This is a genomic window from Azospirillum sp. RU38E (assembly GCF_900188385.1).
In the GTDB taxonomy this organism is placed as follows: domain Bacteria; phylum Pseudomonadota; class Alphaproteobacteria; order Azospirillales; family Azospirillaceae; genus Niveispirillum.
In genome coordinates this window covers 173,817-195,117 of the sequence record NZ_FZOI01000009.1, presented here as the reverse complement: position 1 = coordinate 195,117, position 21,301 = coordinate 173,817, and the positions used below count along the sequence as shown (strand labels likewise).

Here is a 21,301-nt window from a genome sequence, read left to right as displayed (position 1 = left end):
GCCTTGTCATCGGGCCACCCCTGCATCACAGCACCCTGGATAGCATATTTCCCTTCCAAGGTGCAGGGGAGAGCATCGTTACCCGCCACGTCCGCAACTTGTTATGGCGGGCGCCGCTTGTGCCGCGTGAAGCCAAGCCAGCTGAGTATCAGGTACTGGCCGTGGGATAATGGATGGACAATACTTCAATCTCCTCCAGCCCGGCAGGCGTGCGCACAGCCACCAGATCGCCGACCTGCGCCTTCAGCAGCGCGCGGGCGATGGGGGAGACCCAGCTGATCAAGCCGGGCCCCATGTCGGTTTCATCCACCCCGACGATGGTGACGGTATTTTCGCTGTCATCCTCGCGGACATAGGTGACGGTGGCGCCGAAGAACACCCGGTCCTTCTGCTTCTGCTGGGCCGGATCGACCACATTGGCGATTTCCAGCCGCTTGGACAGGAAGCGCATCCGGCGGTCAATCTCCCGCAGGCGCTTCTTGCCGTAGATATAATCGCCATTTTCCGACCGGTCGCCATTGCCGGCCGCCCAATGTACGATTTCTACCACCTTGGGCCTTTCGACCCGCAGCAATTGCTGCAGCTCCCGCTGCATCCGGTCGAAACCGGCCGGTGTGATATGGTTCTTGGTGCCGGGCGGCAAGGGGCGGGGATCATCGGCGCCGTCATCATCGGCCGCCGCGTCGCGCGCATTTTCATTCACCCAGGCTTTGCTCATCACCGGCCCTTCCCATCACTGCCGCCCCTGTTTAGAGCGGATCGCCAAAAGGTGAAATCACCTTTTGGCGTGAATCCGCTCGCAGGCAGACTCAGCTAGAGCCACCTGCGTTCGACTAAACGCAGGTGGCTCTAGCGCGGCAGTGGGACGGGGCCAAGATGGCAGAGCGATCGGTTCTGATAAAGGCAACAGGGTGTCAGGCCGCGTGTTCGCCCGTGGCAATGTCCGACATGTCGGCGGCCGTCAGTTTGGCCAGCCGGTGATCGGGCAGGGCGCAGAAGATTTTCACCCGGCGCTCGATCATGCCGAACACCAGATTCAACAGCGCATGACGCTCAATCTCCGACCCCTGCAGGCTCAGCGGATCGGGGAAGTTCCACTGTGCCACCATCGGCTGGCCGGGCCAGTGCGGCGGGTGCAGCTTGGCGGTATCTTCGCAGGCAAAGAAGATGAAATCCATTTCGGGGGCGTCGGCACCCGCATAGAGATCCCAGCTTTTCGGGCGCAGCGCGTCGGTATCGATCCCGACCTTGCGCAGCAGCTCCATCGCCTGTGGGTTGGGCTGGTCCAGCGGTTCCGGCCCGGCGGAATAGACCTCGAACCGGCCCATGCCCCAGCGGCGCAACAGCGCCTCTGCCATCAGGCTGCGTGCCGCGTTCTTGCGGCAGATGAACAGCACCTTGAACCGCTTATCCGTCATGATCGCTCCACCAGGCCCGTTTCCGTGGTGGCGCGATCATGGCGATGAGTGGTGACAGGCCGATGACGGTTTGGTGACGGACACGCCGGTTACCGTTAAAAATCCATTAAACTTACCCCCGTTTGGGGCCATAGCGTTTGCGCGGCGCTCCCCGGAAGCCCGGTGCGGGTTTGCCGCCCGGTCCCCCACTGGGGCCGGGCCCGCCAGGACGCGGGCCACCATGCGGCTTGCCCTGGCGTCGCCGCGCTGTGCTGGCCAGCAGTTCCGACAGCCGCCCGGCCACCTGGCCCCGACGTTCCTCCACGGCTTTCCGGTCCGGGAACAGGCGGGCAAATTTGCGGCTGGCCCAATAATACAGGTCGCAGGAGCGCGACAGCTCCTCCAGCGCATAATCATCCAGCCGGTCCATGCGCGGCGGCACCACCAGCCCCAGCGGCACCGGCTCCCCGCTTTCCACGGCGCGCAGCATTTGGTGGAAGAAGCGGGCATCCACTTCCTTTTCCAGATCGCAGGGCATGAACAGCAGGGACAGCTTTTCTTCAAAGCCGATATCCCGCTCATCCAGCTCCTGCGCCAGCCGGCGCAGGGAGGACAGGTCGGAGACGCGGTAGGGGCTGCCCGCCGTCTTGGCGGCGGCAAAGCAATCCACCAGCAGCTGCATGTTATGGGTGCCGATGCGGCCGGCCAGCCGCGCCACCATGGCGCGGGTCGGCCGCACGGTCAGCATGGTTTTCGGCCCGAAGGCATTGTCCGGCCGGTTCCATAACGCCTGCAGGCGGACTGCCGTGCCCTTGCCGACAATGCCGAACTCGCCCGCCTCGTGATGGCCATAACGACCGGCACGGCCGGCAATCTGTTTCAATTCCGTCGGCAGCAGCTCCCGCTGCTCTACCCCGTCATATTTTTCCAGGGTGGTGAACAGCACCCGGCGGATGGGCAGGTTCAGGCCCATGCCGATGGCGTCGGTTGCCACCACCACCTGCGCCTCGCCGCTGGTGAAGCGCTCCGCTTCGCGCCGACGCACCTCTGGCGCCAGCGCGCCATAGATCACGGCGGCGGTCAGGCCCTTGGCCTGCACCATGTCGCGCACCAGATGCACGTTACGCCGGGAAAAGGCGATCAGCGCGTCGCCCTTGCGCACATCCTCATATTCCAGCCGTTGTTCGATCATGTGCAGGGGCGATTTGCGCTCCAGCGACACCACTTCCAACGGCTCATTCAGATGGTGCGCCATCCGCTTGATCAGCGGCAGCACCTCCGGCGCGCCCAGCAGATAAACGGTGCGCGCCGCCACCCCCATCAGGGCCGCCGTCCAGGCCCAGCCGCGATCCTTGTCGGCCAGCATCTGGATTTCGTCGATCACCGCCACATCGACGGGGATTTCCGGGTCCAGCATTTCGATGGTGGATGCCGTGTGCCGGGCATCTGGCACACGGATTTCCTCTTCCCCCGTCAGCAGGGTGGTGGGGGTGCCATCGCGGTTCAGCCGGTCCATCACCTCCAGCGCCAGCAGGCGCAGCGGGGCCAGATAGAATCCGGTTTCGGCTTGCTTCAAGGCCGTCATGGCCCGGTGAGTCTTGCCGGAATTGGTGGGGCCGATCACCAGCACCAGCTTGCGCCCCATGGTGCGGGCGCGCGGGAACAGCCGTTCGAACTTGGCGAAGTCGAACTCGCTGTTCACAAAATTGCGACCGCGCGCCACGGCGCGTTCCCGCAGCCAGGTATCCGCCACCTCTTCCCAACGGCGCAGAATATCGTTGGGCTGATGGTTGGTGCGGCAGATGCGATAGAGACGTTCGCCCAGATTTTCAAACGTCCAGCTGTCGTCCGCCTCGCCCACCAGCTCCCGCAGCTGCCACAGGCGCTGGGCCACGTCGGTCAGCGCCTGTTCCAGCGCCTGGGCCAGCTGCGGGTCATTGACCAGCCGCTCGCGCAGTTCCGCATCTTCCAGCCCGGTCAGCTCGTCAATATCCAGGCTGCGGCTGACCTCCAGCTTGATCGGGCCGGGCAGGTCGGGGAAGTTCAGCTCATCGGCTGTGCGGGCGCGCACCCGCGTCTTCGCCTCCGCCGCAACGAGAGCGACTGGGGCGCCGTCCAGCGCGCGGCGGCCCTGTTCCAGCAATTCCCGCCGGCGGATCAGCCGGGCCACCTGGCCCTCAATCTCCAGCGCCACCGCCTCGCGCCGGTCCTCCAGCACCACCAGATCGCGCTTGCCCTCTGGCAGCGGCAGGCCCAGCGGCACCATGCCATAGGCCAGCGCCTGCTCCACCCGGTCCAGCCCCAGCCGGCCAGCGGTGGTGATTTCAGGGTGATGGCGGGCGACAGAGAAAACCAGATCCGGGTCCAGAACAGACTGTTCCGGGGACGACACTTCCATTGGGCACCGGGCAAAGAGAACGATTTAGCAGGCGCACAATATGCGATAAGCCGCCGCCTATTCCCAGAGGGTTCGTGAACATGGCACTCACGCCCCCGGCCTCCCCTGGTCGGGCGGCGGACAGTTACGCCAGCGCCATAAAGGCTGGTACATCCTGCTGATCACGACGGCGTCCACCATAAAAGGTGAGATTGAGCGGCTGCTGTTCCACCGCCTGTCCGGCGACGACCCGGCGCACGGCGTGAACGGCGGCCACCACATCCGCACCGCTGAAGGGCTTGTGCAATACGCCCAGCACGAAGCTGCCGACATGGTCTGGCAACTCGCTGAGCCCGGTCAGCAGCAAGGTGGGGACGGCATGGCTTTCCAACAGCATTTCCGCCAGCATCAACCCGCTCTCGCCATAGCCCAGCCGCACATCCAGCAAAGCCAGATCGAAGCGGGTGCGTTCAGCCAGGGCCAGGGCCTCGGCAGCATTGGCTGCCGACCGCGTATTGATGCCGGCCCCGCTCAGGGCATCCTCGACGCTGGCGGCGATCAAGGGTTCGTCTTCCACGATCAGGACATTCATGCCTTATTCCCCCCAGGGTTCGATGGCCGGCCGGTTATTGCTGACGCCTGGGATTGAACGGCAACGGGCGGGAAAAGTCCCGCCCGCAAAAGGTCTGGTGTGATCGGACGGTCTGCCTAGGCACCCACGCTGTCGGGCATGGGCGGAAGACATAGGCGGGTCGGATCAACCACCGTGATGCCGGTCCCAGATGGCGCGGATGTCCCGCGCCAGGGTCATCGGCTCGAATGGTTTTGGCACCACATCAATGACGCCCAGAGCCAAAAAGGCTTCAACTTCACGCGGCTGTACCTTGGCGGTGATGAAGATCACCGGGATGGCGGCCGTCTCCGGGTCGCCCTGCAGGGCGCGCAGCGTGGCCGGCCCGTCCATGCCCGGCATCATCACATCCAGCAGGATCAGGTCGGGCTTGAATGTTTTGGCAGTGGCCACCGCCCGCGTACCGCTGTCACAGAGTTCCACCGTGAATTTGCCGATCCGGGTCAGCGCCAGGTTGGTGACCGTGCGCAGCATCTCCTCATCCTCGACATAGAGAATACGGCTGAGGTCCGGGATCATGATGAAGGCTCCAGATGATGAGACGGTTCGGGGGGGATGGCACGCTGGGATGCGCCGGCCGGCCCCTGTCCGGTTTGGCGCAGCCTTTGTATCAGCCCTTGGATGGTTTCGACCAGATCGTCACTGCGTGCGCGTGATTTCACCAGGGTCGCCGCCACCTGGCGCAGGGCGACCAGATCAATGTCGGCCCCAGTGAAGACCACCACCGGCACCGGGCCCCCGGCCCGGTCGCGCAGCAGGGGAATGACATCCAGCCCCGATCCGTCCGGCATGTCGATATCGATGATGGCCAGATCGAAATGCTGTGCCGCTGCCGCCTTCCGGGCCTCCGCCATGGAAGCGGCGGGAACGATGTCAGCCAGCCGTGACAGCACACGCTGCACCACCAGCCGCATATCCGCATCATCCTCGACATGCAGCAACAGGGGCTTCTGGTTGCCGGGGCGGGCGATGGCGCGACCAATGGCGCGGATCAGCCGATCCGGATCAATCGGCTTGGCCAGCCAGTCGATAATGCCCACCGCCTCGCCGTTCAGGGTTTCGCGCCCCTGATCGGCGATGGCGGAGACAATGATGATCGGCAGATCACGGCCGGCGGGCAAGGCCCTGATTTTATCGAACAAGGTCAGTCCGGAAACGTCGGGCAACAGCAGGTCCAGCGTCATGGCATCGAATCGCCGTTCCCGCAGCAGGCGCAGCGCCTCTTCCCCATCCGTGGCCAGCACGGCTTCAAACCCCGCCTGAGAGAGCATCAAGCCCAGCAGGCGGGCTATATCGGGGTCATCTTCACAGACCAGAACCTGGGCGGCGGGCATCGCCGCCCCCGCTTCTGCCTCATCATCCGCCAGCAGGGCGGTGACCGGCAGATCGTCCAGCACCGGCAGATCGACATGGAAGCGTGTGCCATTGCCGACCGTGGTTTCAAAAGAAACTTGCCCGCCATGGCGTTCGACGATCTCGCGGGTGATGGCCAGGCCTAAGCCGGTACCGCCCTTGGCCCGGCTGTCGGAACTGTCGGCCTGGGCGAAACGCTGGAAGATGCGGGGGCGGAACTCCTCCGGGATGCCGCAGCCCTGGTCGATGATGCTGACCCGCACCCAGTTGGGCCGCAGGCCGGTGACGCTGATCCGCACGCTGCTGCCGGCGGGGGAGAATTTCACCGCATTGCTGACCAGGTTGGTGAAGGTCTGCACCAGCCGGTCGGCGTCACCCTGCACGGTGGCCTCCGACAACCCTTCCTCCAGTTGCAATGTCACCCCGGCGCGGCCGGCCAGGGCTTCATTATCCTGCACGGTCTGGCGCAGCAGAGTGCGCAGTTGATGCGGCTTCATCTCAAAGCGCATCTTGCCAGAGGCAATTTTCTCGATATCCAGCAGATCATTGATCAGGCGGATCAAGCGCTCCGTGCTCTGCTGGGCAATGTCGGTCAATTGCCGCGCCTCTTCCGGCAGGTCGCCGAACAGGCCGCTATTGACCATGCCCAGGGAGGCGCGGATGGCCGTCAGCGGGGTGCGCAGTTCATGGCTGACGGTGGAGATGAATTCCGCCTTCAGCCGGTCTGCTTCGCGCAATTGCGAAATATTGTTGGCGATGCCCAGGAAGCCCTGAATCTGACCATCGGCGGAGCGCAGCGCATTGACGGACAGCAAGGCCGGGAAGCGGTTGCCATCCCTGTCCACCATGGTCCATTCGCGCTGGCTGGGGCGGCCCTGGCGGGCATCATGAACCAGTGCCTCAAAGGGGCTGTTGATGGCAATGCCTTCCTGCCGCAGCCGGTTCAGCACACCCGCCAGTTCCGCCGGATCATGGAACAGCACTGGCGTCTGCCGGCCGATCAGCTCATGGGCCTCATAGCCCAGCATCCGTTCGGCGCCCCGGTTGAAAATCTGGATCGTGCCATCGACATCGGTGGAGATGAAGGCGGCATCGGCGCTGTCCAGCATCACCTGAAGATGGGTGGCCAGATGGCGGATTTCGCTTTCCGCTTCTTTGCGTTCGGTGATGAATTCGGTGAAAATGATGATCCCGCCGACCCGGCCATCAATGTCGTGCCACGGGTGGATTTCCCAGCGCAGCCAGTTGACGGTGCCATCGCCACCGACCAGCCTGTCCTCCTGGGAAGCGGCGGTCTTACCCCCCAGGCAAGCGCGGTGGATGGCGCGCCAGCGTTCGTCGGTTTCCGGGAACAGGTCATAATAGGATAGGCCGATGACATTGCGACCCTCCAGACCATATTCCGACAACCAACGCCGGCTGACGGCCAGATAGCGCATGTCATGGTCCAGCATGGCGATGGCGGTGGGGGTGTGACTGATGAACAGGCCCAGCAGATGCTCCCGCCGGCGCAGTTCATCGGCCATGCGCCGCCCATCCAGATGGGTCTCCCGGAAGGCGGCGGCGGCGCGTGCCAGTTCCCCCACCTCATCATGGCGACGCGTGTCGGGCACGGTCAGATCGGTGCGGCCACGGGCTATTTTCTCGAACAGGTCAGTAAGTTCGGCCAATGGCCGCAGCAGACGATAATGGGCCAGCAACAAGGCCAACATCGTCAGGCCCATGCCAAACAGCAGCAGCAGGATGCTGGCCAGCAGGTCGCGCGCCGCTATGCGGGCCAGATCAGTCGCGCGGTTGGCGGAAGCAATGCTGGCAGCGCGCTGAATCGCCAGCAGACTGTCAATGCCGCGGGTCGCGGCCGCGAACCATGCCTCCGCCTTTGTCATAGCAGGTTGGAAATCAGGGCTGTTCAGCCATTGCATGGCATCATGGCGGGCCGGCGCGACATCGGTGGTCATCACCCGGCGTGCCTCCGCCACCAGCCCCTCGACATCGCCGATGCCGGCGCGTGCCATGTTCTCGATACCATTCCAGGCCCAGGTATGGCGGGCATTGGCATCGATCAGCGACGGTTGCACGGATGCCAAGGGTGGGCCGCCGGCAATCGCTCCTGCGATCAAGGCCCGTTCGCGCCCGGCATATTCCGCGGCGATCCAGGAATATTGCTTCAACCATGACTGGGAAGCGATACGCATATCATCAATCGGAATTGCGACAAGGGCCTGAAATCGCAGCACCCCGCTCTGATCGATAACCCCGGTCATGGCGGCAAACCAGCGTTCATGCAAATCGGCTGGGCGCTGTGCCCGGGGCTGGCGAAGGGCCTCCGCCACCCTTGCTCGCATATCCTCAGCGATGACGATTGTCTGCTTCATCTCCAACAGCGTATGCGGGGAAATCGGCGCGGCACCGCCGGGTTCCTCCAAGGCCGCCACGGCCTGTCGCCAGTATCCGTCGGCCCTGGCGGCGATAGCGGCAAGTTCTGCGCGCTTTTCCGGTGGCACGGGCGCTTCATTGAACAGCAGCAAATAGCCCAGGCCCCGTTCCAAAGCCCAATCTGCCGAGGCCAGCAGCAAGGTTCCCCGGGCTGCATCGGAGCGCATGAAGTCCTCAGCGCTCCGCTTCTCGCGCCAGCTCTGGAAAATATCCACCACGGCCATGGCGAGAAAGCCCAGGGCCAGCGCCAAGATCAGGAGGGGGATAAGGTAGCGAAGCCGCATTGACCTTCAACGTATGGTTCGCAGACGGTGGCGTGTGCCACCGTCGGTACGAGTACGACGATGAACGATTCATACTGCGGTCGCCATACTCCTGCGACCATCCTATCCAGAAGTGTAGGTTTTCAGATGAAGTTCAGCAATGATGCTGGTTATTCCAGATACCCGTCCACTTCGGCCGCAGCACGTTCCAGCGGCCAGTCCAGCCGCTCAATGATCTCGTCAATGGCGTCTTCTGGCGTCAGCAGCTTGCGCCCCACCCGTTCAAGTACGGCATCCAACACGGCCTCTTCCTTGGGTGTTGGGCGACCATAGGGCTTCAGGATCTCGAGAATCTTGTTCATCCGCTTTTTTGATCCCTGCGTGGCAGATGGGTTCGGGACAGCGATAATACAGAAGGCGACGCGATTCACCAGCGCCATGCGTGGTTTCGCGCACGGTCAATCAAAGGCGGTCAGATCGGGCGTGTTCGCGATCAGGCCCGATGTCAGTCCTTCAATATGCGTCAGCAACGGCAAAGGGAAGCCCGGCTGCTGCACGGTTGCCTGCTGACGCAGATCACTCAGCCTGTTTTGCCAGCGTTCCAGCACGAAACGGCTGCCGAGCGGCATCTGCCTGATATCCTGGGCCATGCGCTCCAGAATTGGGGCCGTCACCGTCAAACGCAGCTGCCAAAGGGAAGTTTGCAGCCGGGTCAACTGGTCGATCACCGGCTGGACCTTTTCCAGCTCCAGCCGCTGCGCCTGAGAGTTGGCGACCGCCACAAACGAATCCACCGTCTCAAACAGAGGCGTCAGTTCCTTGAACTGACGCAGGGCACCGGTAACATTTGCTGGGGGTAATAAGGCCGAGCAGCGTTTCTCCAGTTGCGCAAGATCGTCACGCAGCTGGTTCAACTGATGCTCCATGCGCGCATGAGGTGCTGGCAGGCCTTTCACGGTGTCTTTTCTCCCCACCGAAAAGACATAACCCGAATCGGTAGCGGCTGCGCAATGGAAATTCTTCCGCTTGTACCCACTGGTCTTGGCTTTCAGCATCGCCAAAAGCTATGCCCAGCGATTCGAGACCCATCTACGTTCATGCTGCGATGCGGCAGCGATGCCACAGCCATCCGCCCCGCGGGATTTTTAAGCCTTTAGAGGCAGAAGACCTCTCGCAACGCGGAAAAGAAGTGGTATAAGGCACATCGGTCCAACCTCTGGGGAATTAGTCCAAATGAAAAAGGATCTTCTGGTCGCGGCTGCTGCTATCGCACTTGGGCTGATGCCGGCCGTTGCCAACGCTCAGCAGGCAAGCTCTACCGCCACCGCTTCGACTGGCGCAGGCAGCGCTGCGGGCGCCGGTGCTAGCGGCGTTGCCGTTGGGTCGCTGACCACCGTGGCCGTTGTCGGTGCTGTTGCTGTCGCTGGTGTGGTGGCTGCCGCTGCCTCCGGCGGGAATGATGATGCGCCGGACAATGGCGGCGGTACCACGCCGACTCCGCCGACCACGACCCCGACCAGCACGTCGACCAGCACCAGCACGGCGACCAGCACGCGGCGCTGATAACGGGCGCTGTTCGCACCCGCAGGATGTGGACTGTTCTCGGAAGGGCCCCCAATCGGGGGCCCTTTTGCTTGGGCATGTCAACGGTTTCGGGTTGGTGGACCCCGGTTGGACCTTGTGGTGATACAGCGAGGATGTTGCCGTCCTTTCAGCCAGCCGGCTTGGTGATCTCAATATTCATCGCGTCGGCCCGTGCATGGATGTGCTGGTGTGATTTCCAGCAAAATCCTGTTGCCGGATCAAGCCAGTAGCGATTCGAATAGGGCTTTTCCCCCGGCATCTTCACATCCTCCCGCAGCAGAACGGTTTCCTGCGGCCGCCCCAGAATGTCGATCCGGGCTGTGCCGTCCAGGGTGAAGTGGCTGCTGAGCGGCACATCGAACAGGGCGGCCGACTGGATATCGATGCGCCGTACCAGGGTGCGGCCCGCCAGTGTCCGAAGATCGGCCGGTTCCCCATTGTCTGCCATCGGCCAGTCCGGTGGAAAGACTGTTCGCGTCAGATCGCCAGCCATGCCCACACTGCGCACGATGAACGGCCCCCGCGTCACCAGGACCTGTCGGCTCTGGCTGTAATAGACCAGTTCCCGTTGCGGGCCGATTTCCCCCAGCACCATAAAGGCCACGGCCCCATCATCATACCATGCCAGAATCGAGGCATAGGGCAGGTCATCGGCCTGCTGGCGGGTGACGGGTGAGGGCTGTGTGACGCCGGCCACAGCGGCCACTGTTGCCCAATACGGAGATTCAGTGCTAACCAGGGCACATCCCGGCAAGGTGGTCGCCGGCAGGACGCCGGCTGCCAGCAGGCCCAGACAGCGGCGCCGGCTGAGGATGACCGTGATCGCCTTGGGATCGCGTGTGGGATGAATCATGGAGAACTCGATGCGTCATGTGTTCAAGGCTGCCGTCCAGGGGCGGCACCTGCGATCCGGTCTAGCATGGGTGGGGCTGCTTGTCAGTGCCGCCATGCCAGCGTCGGCACAGATGATCGAGTTGCCCACCGGCAGCGTCAACTTGCGTGACCTGCAGCAGCAATATAGCCAAGGCCAGCAGGCGGGACCGGTACCCAATGTGCTGGATCGGGCCCGCCAGCAGCAGCAACAGCAGCAGCAGGGTATGGCGCTGCCTTTCGGCCGGGATGAACAGAAGCAAGAGGCCCCTTCCACCCTGGAGGCCCAATATCAGCGGCGCGTGTCGCAGGATCTTGTCCAGTTTGGATACGATCTGCGCACCGCGACGGGAACCACGCAGACGACGGGCCTTTTGTCCGGTTCAGTGCCCGATGATTATGTCTTGGGCGTTGGTGATGAGCTGGTCATCACGCTGCGCGGTCAGGTGAACAATACCACCCAGGTTCGGGTGGACCGCGAAGGCCGGATTGTCCTGCCCAACATGCCGCCCGTGGCGGCGGCCGGGCGGCATTTCGGAGAGTTCCGCGATGATTTGACAGCCCAGGCCCAGGCGACCTTTCTGCAGACCAATGTCTATGTATCGGTCGGCTCAATCCGGTCGATCGGCGTTCTGGTCACGGGTGAAGTCCGCTCGCCCGGTCGTTTCACGCTGACCAGCCTGTCCAGCCTTGTCGATGCCCTGCTGCTTGCGGAGGGGGTGAACAAGACCGGTAGCTTGCGCAATCTCAAGATCGTTCGGGCCGGTGAAACAATTCCGGTTGATCTTTATGATGTGCTGCTGGGGCGCCGCTCGCTGCATGATCTCAGGCTGAGAGATGGCGACCAGATCATCGTTCCGGGCATTGGTACGACCATTGCCATCGCTGGCGATGTTGTCCGTCCGGGTATTTATGAATTGCGGGCGGATGGCGGCAAGGTTTCGCTGAACGCTGCCCTGGAACTGGCCGGGGGACCGCAGCGCGCGCGCGGAAACCGTTTGGAGATTCTGCGCCTGGACCCCAGTGGGCGCAATCAGATCATCCGCAATGCTGCCGGTACGGCGGCCATTGCAGCCGGCGATGTGATTTCCGTCCAGCTGCCGCGCGAAGCGATCGCCCTGGAGGGCGGTGCGGAGCTGCCGGGCGATCGCGGCCTGGGACAGGCCAAGACCCTGGGCGATCTTCTGCGCGACCCTTATGTGCTGCAATCCAACCCTTATCTGCCGTTCGCCGTCATTGAGACGGAAGATCCGGTTAATCGCCAGCGTCGCTATGTTCCTGTCGACCTCCAGCGCGTCCTGGAGGGCAGTATCAATGTGACGCTGCGGGAACGGGACAAGGTCATTATCCTGACTAAGGATGATGTGCGCTATCTGGGATCGGCGGATGTTCAGGCTGTGCTGCGAAAGGAATCCCCGCCCAGCCTGCAGCTTTCCGTCGACACCCGGATTGCGCAGGAAAAACTGGCTCTGGGCGGCGTGCCACCGACATCCACGCGTAAAAAGGATGATAACGAGCCCGTCGTGAAGGGCTTGGTCGGCGCCTACACCGACAAGGCGGCGGGAACGACGCGGCTGATCGAAACCGATGTTGCCTGTGCGGGGCTGCGGTCGCTGGCGGTCATCGTCTCGGAAGGGGTGCAGCAGCGCTTCAACGTCGCTCATCGCATCATGAGTTACGGCAATTCCGGTCTCATCGATATTCGCCCTTGTCCGGTGATCTATGATCGCCACCCGGATCTGCTGCCATTCCTGCTGGAATTTGCGGCAGTGATGGAGGGGGAAGTCCGTTCACCGGGGATCTACCCCGTGGTTCCTGGCACACGCTCGCAAACGATGCTGTCGGCCGTCGGCGGCCTGACGCTTGATGCCGACGCGAATGCCATTGAAATGAGCAGCACGGGGGGCGGGCGTCGCACCGGCCTGAATGTTGCGGAGCTTAATCAGGCGACCGTCAATCCGGGCGATGTGATCCGGATCAGCGCCCGTGTACAGCAACGTGAGAATGGTGTTGTTGAGGTTGCTGGCGAGGTCTTGCGGCCGGGACGGTATGATATCCGCCGGGGCGAGAAACTTTCGGAACTGCTGCGTCGTGTTGATGGTCTGACAGCGGGCGCCTATCCTTACGGGGCTGTTTTCCAACGCGAACAGGTCCGTATTGCGGAAGAGGAGGGCTATCGTCGTGCCGCTCGCGAGTTGGAGCAGGCGCTGCCCGGCGTGCTGGCCAGCGGCAATGCCGAGAATGCCCAGGCCGCACAGAGCGCGCTCCCCTTCCTGCAGGGCTTGATCAACAGCTTGAAGAGCACCCAGGCGGTTGGCCGTGTGGTGATCGAGGCCGATCCCACCGTGCTGGCTTCCCGTCCGGAACTGGATTTCGCATTGGAGCCGGGTGACAAGCTGCTGATTCCCAAGCGACCGTCCCATGTAACGGTGACGGGCGAAGTGCTGAACCCCAGCTCCGTCATGTTCACCAGTGGCAGCGGTGCGCGTGATTATATCAAGAAGGCGGGTGGGGTTACGGCGTCGGCCGAACTTTCCGACGCCTTTGTCATCTACCCCAACGGGGAATCCGAGCCCTTGGGCATGGGGCGTTTCAGCAATGGCAATATCCCGATTCCGCCGGGTTCCACCATCGTGGTGCCGCGCGATCCGGAGCCGTTCAGCTTCCTGGCCACCACCCGCACGGTGATGTCGCTGGTCAGCAGCTTGGCCATCTCGGCGGCCTCGCTGGCTGTGATCTCCAGAAACTAACCGACGGGTGGATAATCTGGTGATCATGTCACGCCTCCGCCGGATGGCCACAGCCATCGTTGCTTTGCTGGCTATGTCCAATGGGGGTGTGGCCCTGGGGCAGGAACTGGAGAATCCGTTCCTGCCCCGGCCACCATCAGCGACGGTGAACGATTATGGCGGCGTGGGTTTGATCCAAACCCCGATGGGGCGCATGGCGCCCGACGGGCAGGCCTATGCCGGCTTTTCCTATGTCTGGCCCTATACGCGCTATTTCCTGACGGTCCAGGGGTTGCCCTGGCTGGAAGCGACCCTGCGTTACACCAGTGTTGCCAACCGCTTTTATGGGCCGCAGGATTTCTCTGGCGATCAGAGCTATAAGGATCGCGGTATCGACGTGAAGGTTCGTCTGGTGAAGGGTGATGCCAACTGGCCCAGCCTGTCGGTGGGCCTGCGTGATATTGCCGGAACCGGGTTGTTTGGCTCCGAATATGTCGTGGCCGATCAGAGCTTTGGGGATTTCGACATTTCGCTGGGCATGGGCTGGGGCAATATGGGCACCCAGGGCACGCTGCGTAATCCGTTCTCCCTCATCTCCAAACGGTTCGATACGCGTGACTCCACCTTTGCCAGTGGCGGCGGGGCCATTTCCACCGACTTCTTCCAGGGGCGCCGGGTTTCGCTGTTTGGCGGGGTCAACTGGCGTCCGCCCTTCGTCGAGGGGCTTAATCTGAAGCTGGAATATGATCCCAATGATTATAAGCTGGAGCCGCTCAACAACCCGTTGAAGCAGAGCCTGCCGATCAATATCGGGATCGATTATAAACCATGGGATTGGCTGCAGCTGGGCGTGGCGCTGGAGCGCGGGAACCGCGCCATGCTGCGTTTTGCCACCACCACCAATTTCAACAGCGCCAAGGGTCCGCCCAAGCTGGATGCGCCACCACCGCCGCTGCTCCCCGTCACGCCGGCGGGCCAGCAGGCAGCGGCATTGGCCGCGCCGCCGTTGGCCCCGGCACCGGTCGCGCCGGACAATGCGGAAGAGATGCGCACCGGTCTTGGGCGGCAGGCGGCCTTGGATGGTTTGCATCTGGAGGCATTTGCCCGCATGGGCAAGGAAATTCACGTTACCGTGACCGGCTCGCCCAACCGGGATGGGGTCACGGTGGCCTATGCGCTGGCACAGCGGGTTATCGAACTGGCACCCGATTTCCAGGGCAAGATTCGCATTGTGCAGGTGGAAAACAGCCTGCCCTGGCTGGTGATGGATTTTGACACCAAGCTGCTCCGGGACGAGCTGAAGCTGGCACAACCGTCACCGGTCACACCCGCTGACAAGGTACAGCTGACGGGCGCGCCACCCCCGGAACCTGTCCGCAAGCAGCTGCAGGAGGTGCTGAGCAAGCAGGGCTTCTTCCTGTTCGGCGCTGATTACAAGCCTGGCAAGGCAAGCTTGTTCATTGCTAACAGCCGGTATCGGCAGATGCCGCGGGCCATCGGTCGCGCTGTGCGCGCTGCTGCCTCTGTGCTGCCCCCTGAATATGGCGAGATCCAGCTGGTCTTCATGGAAAACGGCATGGAGATGCTGGCCGCCACCATGTACCGGGCCGATCTGGAGCGATCCCTCTCCGCCACGGGCGGTTCCATGGAAGAGGCGTGGATGCGTACCCGCATGGAACGCCCGGAGATGAAGCTGTCGGAGGCCAATACGCCCCAGCCCGACCCCTATCCAGGGTTCGGCTGGTCGCTGCGCCCGGCCCTGCGCCAAACCCTGGGGCGGCCGGAGGCCTTCATTCTCTGGCAGGCGCTGATGCGCATTTCCGGCACGGTGTCGGTTGCACCGGGTGTCAATATTGCCGGTGGTATCGGCATTGATATCTATAATAATTTCGACCGGATGCGCGTCCCGTCGGACAGTCTGCTGCCCCATGTTCGCTCCGACATCAAAAACTACCTGCAGCAGGGCACGACATCGATGACCCACTTGCAGGCCGATTATTCCTTCAAATTCATGAAGGATACCTATGGCCGGCTCTATGGTGGCTATCTGGAGGAAATGTTCGGCGGGGCCGGTGGCGAGGTGCTCTATAAGCCCTTCGGTCAGGAATGGGCCATCGGGCTGGATGTCGCCTGGGTCAAACAGCGCGATTTCCAGCAATGGTTCGGCTTCCGTGACTATGATGTCGTGACCGGTCACTTGAGCGGTTATTATCATTATGAACCGCTGGGGGTGGATGCCCGGTTGAGCGTCGGCCGCTATCTGGCGGGTGACAAGGGGGCGACCTTTGAACTGTCGCGCACGTTCGACAGTGGCATCACCGTGGGCGCCTTTGCCACCTTCACTGACGTTTCGGCCGAACAGTTCGGTGAGGGGCGGTTTGACAAGGGCATCTATTTCGTCATTCCGCTGGACAATATCTATGTAAAATCCAGCCGCGGGTCGCTCGGTTGGCTGTGGCGTCCGCTCACCCGCGACGGCGGTCAGATGCTGGGCAGCCGGCGCGCGCTGATCGGGCAGGTGGAGTCGGCGGACGGGTCGCGTCTGCGGCGGAACTGGAACACATTGCTGGATTAAGGCACCGGCCCTGTGGCATGGGCTGGTGACAGGTTTCGTGAAATGGCGGCTGTCCTGCGGATGGTCGCGGCCGAGGGGCCGGGGAGCATAAGATGGTTCAGGAAGCGGATTTCCAGGAAAAAGGCGCGATGGAGTTTACCATCTTCGACATTATCCGGTTCTATGCCGGCCATGTCCGGTTGCTGCTAGTGGCGTTTGTGGTGATCTTTGCCGCCGCCTTCTTCATGTTCCTGACCTCCGCTAAACAATATGAAGCCGGCATGGATGTGCTGCCGCCGGACACGCGGCAGCAGAGCCAGGGTGTGGCCGGTGGTCTGGCCCAGGCCCTGATGGGGGAGAGTGGCAATAGCCCTGATTTCGGCAATTTCCTCACCTCGCTGGGGGCGGTGCAGCTGGGAGAGAAGCTGATGGCCGATCCGGCCATTGCCACCAAGATTTTCGCCGATCGTTGGGATGCCGAGAAAAAGCAATGGAAGCCGGCAGGCGGCCTGCGTTCCATGGTCGGCCGCGGGCTGCGCAGCCTGTTCGGCCTGGAGCCCTGGGCGCCACCGACGGCTTTTGAGATGCGTGATTATATCAAGGGCGCCGTCAAGGTGACCAAGGTGACGGACAGCCGCGCCTCCCGCCTCGCCTATCAACATACCGATCCGGCCTTTGCCAAGCTGTTCCTGGGCCGGGTGGTGCGGGAACTGGACACGATCCTGCGCACCCAGAAGCTGGCCCAGATCGGCCAGGAAAATGACGCCCTGCGCGCCCGCTTCAATGTGGAGCAGAACAGCAGCGTGCGGGATTACATGCTGCGCTGGATTTCGGAGAACGAGAACAAGATCGTCGAAGCCGAAAGCGCGGAATTCTTCGCTTTCCGGGTTCTGGATCCGCTCAGTGTCAATCCGCAACCGGTCACGCCCCGCCCGCTGTTCGCCCTGATCATCAGCTTCATTCTGGCCGTGGTGGGCGGCATCCTGTTACTGGGGCTGCTGGGCTTCATCCGTATCCTGCGCCGGAACATGGGTGCGGCCTGATGGCCGTTCGGTCGGAGGCTGCCTTGCGGCGCGTCGGTCTCATCATCCCGGTTCTGGCCAGTGAAGCCGTCTTGCTGGAGGCGTGTCTGGCCAATATTGCGCGGATGCGGACGGAACTGACAGGCGACGCCGATCTGGTGGTTGTGGTGGTGCCGCAACCTGCCGGCTGCGCTGTGCTGCCGCAGCCGCCGTCGGACCTTTCGATCGAATGGCTGCCACAGGCGCAGGCCGGCGTCTCCCGTGCTCGCAATGCCGCTTTGGACCATCTGCGCGGGCGTGTCGATGCAGTGATGTTCGTTGATGTGGCCGTGCGCCCCTCGTCGGCCTTTCTGCGTGAGGCACTGGCCTTGCTGGCCGATGCCCCGCTTGTCTCGGCCCCCGTGGCCTTTGCGGCGGAAAGCCCGGTGGGGGCGGCTACGGCATCGCGCGTTTCCGCCGCTTTCCTGGTTTTTCGCGGCTTTATCTGGTCCAGCCTGATCCGGATGGATGCGTTGGGCGATCTGCGGTTTTTGGCAGATATCGGTCCCGGCACGCCAAGCCAGCATCAGGCGGGCGAGGATTCCCGCTTGCTCTATGCCATTGTCCGCCGCCACCATCTCCGGTCATTGCCCTTCCTGGCGGGATTGCCGGTGGCACGGCTGCCGCGGGGTGATCTGGCGGCGAAGGTGGCCCGCTATAGTTTCGGCCAGGGCTATCTGGTCGGCCAATATCTGGTACATCCTGTTGGCGGTCTCTCCGGCCTCGGCTATTTCCTGCTGCGGGCGCTGCTGTTTGCCGGTAACAGCCTGGCCATGCTGCTCGGCGGGGCCTCGCGTTCCACGGGTTTACGGCGGCTGCGGGCCTTTGTGTCTGGTCTGTTCGGGCTGGACCGGTCTGTCCCGCCGTTGGGGAGGGGCCTATGAGTGATCTGGCCATGGGGACAGTCGGTTCGTCCCGTACCCGTTCTATCGATTGGGATGCGGCGAAGATCGTGTTCATCTTCGCCGCCATTGCCTTGAATGCGGTCAGCAAGCTCTCGTCTGCCCTCTATCTGGCTCTGCTGGCGCCGGCAATGGCGATCCTGCTGCTGGACCTGTTCCGCCGGCCGATGCGGCTGGAGCGGGAAAATTTGACCGGCCTTGCCCTTGTACTGGCCTATCTGACATTTGTCTTCATCGCGCTGGTGAATTCAGCCAGCAATATTTCCATGGTGGGTGCGGTGATGGGGATGGGGCGTTTCCTCTTCGCCATTCCACTGTTGCTGGCCCTGATGCTGTATGTGCGGGACTTCTCCACCTTACGGCTGGCCTTGGTCGGCATTGCCCTTGTTGTGGCGCTCGGCAACCTCTCGGTGCCCTGGCAGATGGCCTTTGGCAAGTTGGAATGGCTGGGGTCTGACTATAAACGCGGCGGGTTTGACCGCTATGCCAGTATTCTCGGCAATGTCACGGCCATTGGTATTTCCGCCGGTTTCTACTTCGCCATCATTTTGCTGGTGATGCGGCGCGGCTTATGGAAACTGCTGATTTGTCTGGCGATTGCCGTATCCGCCATCGCCAGCCTGTCCAAAGCGGCTATTTTCAACCTCGCCATTCCGGTGGTGTTGATCATCGCCCTCTCGGCATTGCCGCGGTTTCGCATTGTGCGTCGCCTGCCGGTAGGTGCGGTGATCGGCTTCTTCGTCATGGTCGCTGCCGTCATCGGCATTGCCTTGTCGGTGCCGGCTGTGCAGGGGCGTATTCTGGTCAGTCTGGCCAGCTTTGGCGTGACTTCCGCGGATGCGCGCACGGATGACGTGGCTATCGGGAAGTCTTTCCAAGAACGGCTCCTCTATCACCCGACCATCATGTTCACCAATCTTGACAAGGTGAATGGGCCGTTCGGGCTGCTTACCGGTGCCGGGTTTGGCATGTCCTCCACCGCCTTGGTGCCGGCGGATGATGAATTATCCACCATGGCCCATAACCAGCTGATTGAATTCTGGGCGCTGGGGGGTGTTTTCTTTCTGCTGATATTTCTGGCCATCATGGCGGCCGTCGCGGGCCGCCTGTTGTTCTTGATCAATATTTGTTGGCGCCAGCGTCTGGAAGAACCACGGCGTCTCTTTATCGGCCTGCTGGTGGTTTATATCTGTTATGTTGTCAATCTGCCTTTCGCCAATGGTCTGGTTTATCAACCGACCCAGGCGGCGATATTCTGGCTGTTCTGTGCGCTGCTTCTCCTGCCCCGCCGGATATTGCTGGGCGGTGCGGTGAGCATAAAAAAAGCCGCCGGCCCATGATGCCGGCGGCTTTCAGTCAAGCATAAACGATCAGCGCACCAGATTGGCTACCACCTGCCGCAGGGAGGCGCGCCAATCCGGCAAGCTGGCACCTGGCAGTGCCAGGAACCGGTCGCAGGCCAGAACAGAATAGGCGGGCCGCTTGGCAGGGGTGGGGTACTCGGCTGTGCTGATCGGGGCGACGCTGGGGCGGGGGCGACCAAGGTTGGCTGCTTCGTCGAAAATCGCCTCGGCAAACCCATGCCAGCTGATCGGTTCCGCCCCGCCGAAATGCAGGATGCCGGATGCCTGTCTATTGGCCACAAACGGCTCCAGAAAGGCGATGGCTGCGGCAATATCGGCGGCGGCGGTGGGGCGGCCCACCTGATCGGCCACGACACGCAGGGCCGGGCGGTCGGCCCCCAGCCGCAGCATGGTCTTGACGAAATTATTGCCATCGGCACTGAACACCCAGGAGGTGCGCAGGCTGACAGACCGTCCACCGGCGGCAGCCACCGCCTGTTCCCCGGCCAGCTTGGAGGCGCCATAGACACCCAGCGGTGCCGTGGCCTGATCCTCCCGATAGGGGCTGCTGCCCGTACCGTCGAACACATAGTCGGTGGAGACATGGATCAGCGGGATGCCGGCCGCTGAGGCCGCCTGTGCGATGGCGGCCGGCCCGGCCTCGTTCACTGCATAGGCGGCTTCCGGCTCGCTCTCTGCCTTGTCCACGGCCGTATAGGCAGCGGCATTGACCACCAGATTGGGCCGATGGGTGGCGATGGCATTTGCCACCGCCGCCGCGTCACGGATATCCGCCTCCGCAGAGCCAAGTGCAATCACGGCCCGCGCGCTGCCATCGGCATTGGGCGCCCAGGGATGGCGCAGAAGGGCATTGGCAAGCTGGCCGGTCCGGCCAAAAACCAGAACCGTCATCTCAGTCACGTCCTTCGTTGAGAACCTTCAGCAGGTAATGACCGTAATCATTCTTCATTAAGGGCTGGGCCAGCATTTCCAGCTGGGCGTCGTCGATCAGCCGCTTGCGATAGGCGATTTCTTCAGGGCAGGCGATTTTCAGGCCTTGGCGGCGTTCCACCGTCTGCACGAAATGGGTGGCGTCCACCAGACTGTCATGGGTACCGGTATCCAGCCAGGCATAGCCCCGGCCCATCCGCTCCACATTCAACCGTCCCTGCTGGAGATAGACATTGTTGACGTCAGTTATCTCCAGTTCACCCCGCGGGCTGGGTTTGATTGTGGCGGCAATGTCCAGCACATCGTTATCGTAGAAATACAGGCCCGTAACAGCGTAGTTTGACTTGGGTTGCTTGGGCTTTTCTTCAATGGTCAGCGCGCGGCCTTCGCCATCGAAGCTGACAACGCCGTACCGTTCCGGGTCATTCACGTGATAGGCGAAGACGCTGGCCCCGCCGACCCGCTGATCAGCATTAGCCAGCAGCTTGTCCATACCATGGCCGTAGAAGATATTATCGCCCAGAATCAGGGCGCTGTCGTCATTACCGACGAAGCCGCGCCCGATGATGAAGGCCTGGGCCAGCCCATCGGGGCTGGGCTGCACAGCATAGACGAAGGAGACACCCCACTGACTGCCATCGCCCAGCAGTTCCTGGAACTGCGGCATATCCTTCGGTGTGGCAATGATCATGATATCCGTGATGCCGGCCATCATCAGCACAGACAACGGATAATAGATCATCGGTTTGTCATAGACCGGCAGCAGCTGCTTGGAGACGCCACGGGTGATGGGATAGAGCCGAGTGCCGGAACCACCAGCCAGAATAATGCCTTTACGCTTCTTCATGGC

The 21,301-nt window shown here is 62.5% G+C and carries 17 protein-coding genes; 6 read left to right on the top strand and 11 right to left on the bottom strand.

Features of this window, described 5'->3' with window-relative positions; translation table 11 throughout:
- Nucleotides 1-148 precede the first annotated feature (148 nt).
- The 8 genes from greB to CHB97_RS16125 all read right to left on the bottom strand — a co-directional run bounded on the left by greB (nt 149) and on the right by CHB97_RS16125 (nt 9,512).
- Nucleotides 149-718: a transcription elongation factor GreB gene (gene greB / locus CHB97_RS16160; RefSeq protein ID WP_089289013.1), complete on the bottom strand. Its 570-nt coding sequence runs from the start codon at nt 716-718 to the stop codon at nt 149-151.
- A 196-nt stretch (nt 719-914) separates the two neighbouring features.
- Nucleotides 915-1,418 carry an arsenate reductase ArsC gene (locus CHB97_RS16155; RefSeq protein WP_089289012.1) on the bottom strand — a complete coding sequence of 168 codons (504 nt, stop codon included), beginning with the start codon at nt 1,416-1,418 and terminating at the stop codon, nt 915-917.
- A 112-nt stretch (nt 1,419-1,530) separates the two neighbouring features.
- Nucleotides 1,531-3,795, bottom strand: a complete 2,265-nt coding sequence (locus CHB97_RS27050) for a helicase-related protein (RefSeq protein WP_089289011.1) — start codon at nt 3,793-3,795, stop codon at nt 1,531-1,533.
- A gap of 124 nt (nt 3,796-3,919) precedes the next feature.
- On the bottom strand, nt 3,920-4,366 hold the full coding sequence (locus CHB97_RS16145; protein WP_089289010.1) for a response regulator: 447 nt from the start codon (nt 4,364-4,366) through the stop codon (nt 3,920-3,922).
- A gap of 165 nt (nt 4,367-4,531) precedes the next feature.
- Nucleotides 4,532-4,924 (bottom strand): response regulator, encoded by a 393-nt coding sequence (locus tag CHB97_RS16140; protein WP_200819978.1) that lies wholly within the window; start codon nt 4,922-4,924, stop codon nt 4,532-4,534.
- Nucleotides 4,921-8,478 (bottom strand): response regulator, encoded by a 3,558-nt coding sequence (locus CHB97_RS16135; RefSeq protein WP_089289009.1) that lies wholly within the window; start codon nt 8,476-8,478, stop codon nt 4,921-4,923. The genes CHB97_RS16140 and CHB97_RS16135 overlap by 4 nt, the downstream gene beginning before the upstream one ends.
- A gap of 149 nt (nt 8,479-8,627) precedes the next feature.
- Complete coding sequence (locus tag CHB97_RS16130; protein ID WP_089289008.1) at nt 8,628-8,819, bottom strand: hypothetical protein; 192 nt, start codon at nt 8,817-8,819, stop codon at nt 8,628-8,630.
- A gap of 96 nt (nt 8,820-8,915) precedes the next feature.
- The gene (locus CHB97_RS16125; protein ID WP_143270959.1) at nt 8,916-9,512 is read right to left on the bottom strand and encodes a hypothetical protein; all 597 of its coding nucleotides are present in this window, start codon (nt 9,510-9,512) and stop codon (nt 8,916-8,918) included.
- 178 nt (nt 9,513-9,690) lie between these two features.
- On the opposite strand from CHB97_RS16125, the gene CHB97_RS16120 reads away from it, so the two are divergent.
- Nucleotides 9,691-10,020 (top strand): hypothetical protein, encoded by a 330-nt coding sequence (locus CHB97_RS16120; RefSeq protein ID WP_089289006.1) that lies wholly within the window; start codon nt 9,691-9,693, stop codon nt 10,018-10,020.
- Nucleotides 10,021-10,168: 148 nt separating this feature from the next.
- Here the strand turns inward: CHB97_RS16120 and CHB97_RS16115 are convergent, their stop codons facing one another.
- On the bottom strand, nt 10,169-10,894 hold the full coding sequence (locus CHB97_RS16115) for a YjbF family lipoprotein (protein WP_089289005.1): 726 nt from the start codon (nt 10,892-10,894) through the stop codon (nt 10,169-10,171).
- Between the two features lie 10 nt (nt 10,895-10,904).
- Between CHB97_RS16115 and CHB97_RS16110 the strand changes: the two genes are divergently transcribed.
- The 5 genes from CHB97_RS16110 to CHB97_RS16090 all read left to right on the top strand — a co-directional run bounded on the left by CHB97_RS16110 (nt 10,905) and on the right by CHB97_RS16090 (nt 19,497).
- Nucleotides 10,905-13,661 carry an SLBB domain-containing protein gene (locus tag CHB97_RS16110; protein WP_160105922.1) on the top strand — a complete coding sequence of 919 codons (2,757 nt, stop codon included), beginning with the start codon at nt 10,905-10,907 and terminating at the stop codon, nt 13,659-13,661.
- Nucleotides 13,662-13,686: 25 nt separating this feature from the next.
- Nucleotides 13,687-16,215 (top strand): YjbH domain-containing protein, encoded by a 2,529-nt coding sequence (locus tag CHB97_RS16105; RefSeq protein ID WP_143270957.1) that lies wholly within the window; start codon nt 13,687-13,689, stop codon nt 16,213-16,215.
- Between the two features lie 92 nt (nt 16,216-16,307).
- The gene (locus CHB97_RS16100) at nt 16,308-17,237 is read left to right on the top strand and encodes a hypothetical protein (protein WP_089289002.1); all 930 of its coding nucleotides are present in this window, start codon (nt 16,308-16,310) and stop codon (nt 17,235-17,237) included.
- A complete protein-coding gene (locus tag CHB97_RS16095) occupies nt 17,237-18,139 on the top strand; it encodes a hypothetical protein (protein WP_089289001.1) in 903 nt (300 codons plus the stop codon). Before CHB97_RS16100 ends, CHB97_RS16095 begins: the two co-directional genes overlap by 1 nt.
- Entirely contained in the window at nt 18,136-19,497 is a 1,362-nt protein-coding gene (locus CHB97_RS16090; protein ID WP_089289000.1) for a hypothetical protein, read from the top strand. The genes CHB97_RS16095 and CHB97_RS16090 overlap by 4 nt, the downstream gene beginning before the upstream one ends.
- 30 nt (nt 19,498-19,527) lie before the next feature.
- Here the strand turns inward: CHB97_RS16090 and rfbD are convergent, their stop codons facing one another.
- Nucleotides 19,528-20,412 (bottom strand): dTDP-4-dehydrorhamnose reductase, encoded by an 885-nt coding sequence (rfbD, locus tag CHB97_RS16085; RefSeq protein WP_089288999.1) that lies wholly within the window; start codon nt 20,410-20,412, stop codon nt 19,528-19,530.
- A gap of 1 nt (nt 20,413) precedes the next feature.
- The gene (gene rfbA, locus CHB97_RS16080; RefSeq protein WP_089288998.1) at nt 20,414-21,298 is read right to left on the bottom strand and encodes a glucose-1-phosphate thymidylyltransferase RfbA; all 885 of its coding nucleotides are present in this window, start codon (nt 21,296-21,298) and stop codon (nt 20,414-20,416) included.
- Nucleotides 21,299-21,301: the final 3 nt, after the last annotated feature.

What these genes read in the sequence shown, in the direction of transcription:
- greB (WP_089289013.1), bottom strand. Translation starts at nt 718, where the DNA reads ATGAGCAAAGCCTGGGTGAATGAAAATGCGCGCGACGCGGCGGCCGAT.
- CHB97_RS16155 (WP_089289012.1), bottom strand. Translation starts at nt 1,418, where the DNA reads ATGACGGATAAGCGGTTCAAGGTGCTGTTCATCTGCCGCAAGAACGCG.
- CHB97_RS27050 (WP_089289011.1), bottom strand. Translation starts at nt 3,795, where the DNA reads ATGGAAGTGTCGTCCCCGGAACAGTCTGTTCTGGACCCGGATCTGGTT.
- CHB97_RS16145 (WP_089289010.1), bottom strand. Translation starts at nt 4,366, where the DNA reads ATGAATGTCCTGATCGTGGAAGACGAACCCTTGATCGCCGCCAGCGTC.
- CHB97_RS16140 (WP_200819978.1), bottom strand. Translation starts at nt 4,924, where the DNA reads ATGATCCCGGACCTCAGCCGTATTCTCTATGTCGAGGATGAGGAGATG.
- CHB97_RS16135 (WP_089289009.1), bottom strand. Translation starts at nt 8,478, where the DNA reads ATGCGGCTTCGCTACCTTATCCCCCTCCTGATCTTGGCGCTGGCCCTG.
- CHB97_RS16130 (WP_089289008.1), bottom strand. Translation starts at nt 8,819, where the DNA reads ATGAACAAGATTCTCGAGATCCTGAAGCCCTATGGTCGCCCAACACCC.
- CHB97_RS16125 (WP_143270959.1), bottom strand. Translation starts at nt 9,512, where the DNA reads ATGCTGAAAGCCAAGACCAGTGGGTACAAGCGGAAGAATTTCCATTGC.
- CHB97_RS16120 (WP_089289006.1), top strand. Translation starts at nt 9,691, where the DNA reads ATGAAAAAGGATCTTCTGGTCGCGGCTGCTGCTATCGCACTTGGGCTG.
- CHB97_RS16115 (WP_089289005.1), bottom strand. Translation starts at nt 10,894, where the DNA reads ATGATTCATCCCACACGCGATCCCAAGGCGATCACGGTCATCCTCAGC.
- CHB97_RS16110 (WP_160105922.1), top strand. Translation starts at nt 10,905, where the DNA reads ATGCGTCATGTGTTCAAGGCTGCCGTCCAGGGGCGGCACCTGCGATCC.
- CHB97_RS16105 (WP_143270957.1), top strand. Translation starts at nt 13,687, where the DNA reads ATGTCACGCCTCCGCCGGATGGCCACAGCCATCGTTGCTTTGCTGGCT.
- CHB97_RS16100 (WP_089289002.1), top strand. Translation starts at nt 16,308, where the DNA reads ATGGTTCAGGAAGCGGATTTCCAGGAAAAAGGCGCGATGGAGTTTACC.
- CHB97_RS16095 (WP_089289001.1), top strand. Translation starts at nt 17,237, where the DNA reads ATGGCCGTTCGGTCGGAGGCTGCCTTGCGGCGCGTCGGTCTCATCATC.
- CHB97_RS16090 (WP_089289000.1), top strand. Translation starts at nt 18,136, where the DNA reads ATGAGTGATCTGGCCATGGGGACAGTCGGTTCGTCCCGTACCCGTTCT.
- rfbD (WP_089288999.1), bottom strand. Translation starts at nt 20,412, where the DNA reads ATGACGGTTCTGGTTTTTGGCCGGACCGGCCAGCTTGCCAATGCCCTT.
- rfbA (WP_089288998.1), bottom strand. Translation starts at nt 21,298, where the DNA reads ATGAAGAAGCGTAAAGGCATTATTCTGGCTGGTGGTTCCGGCACTCGG.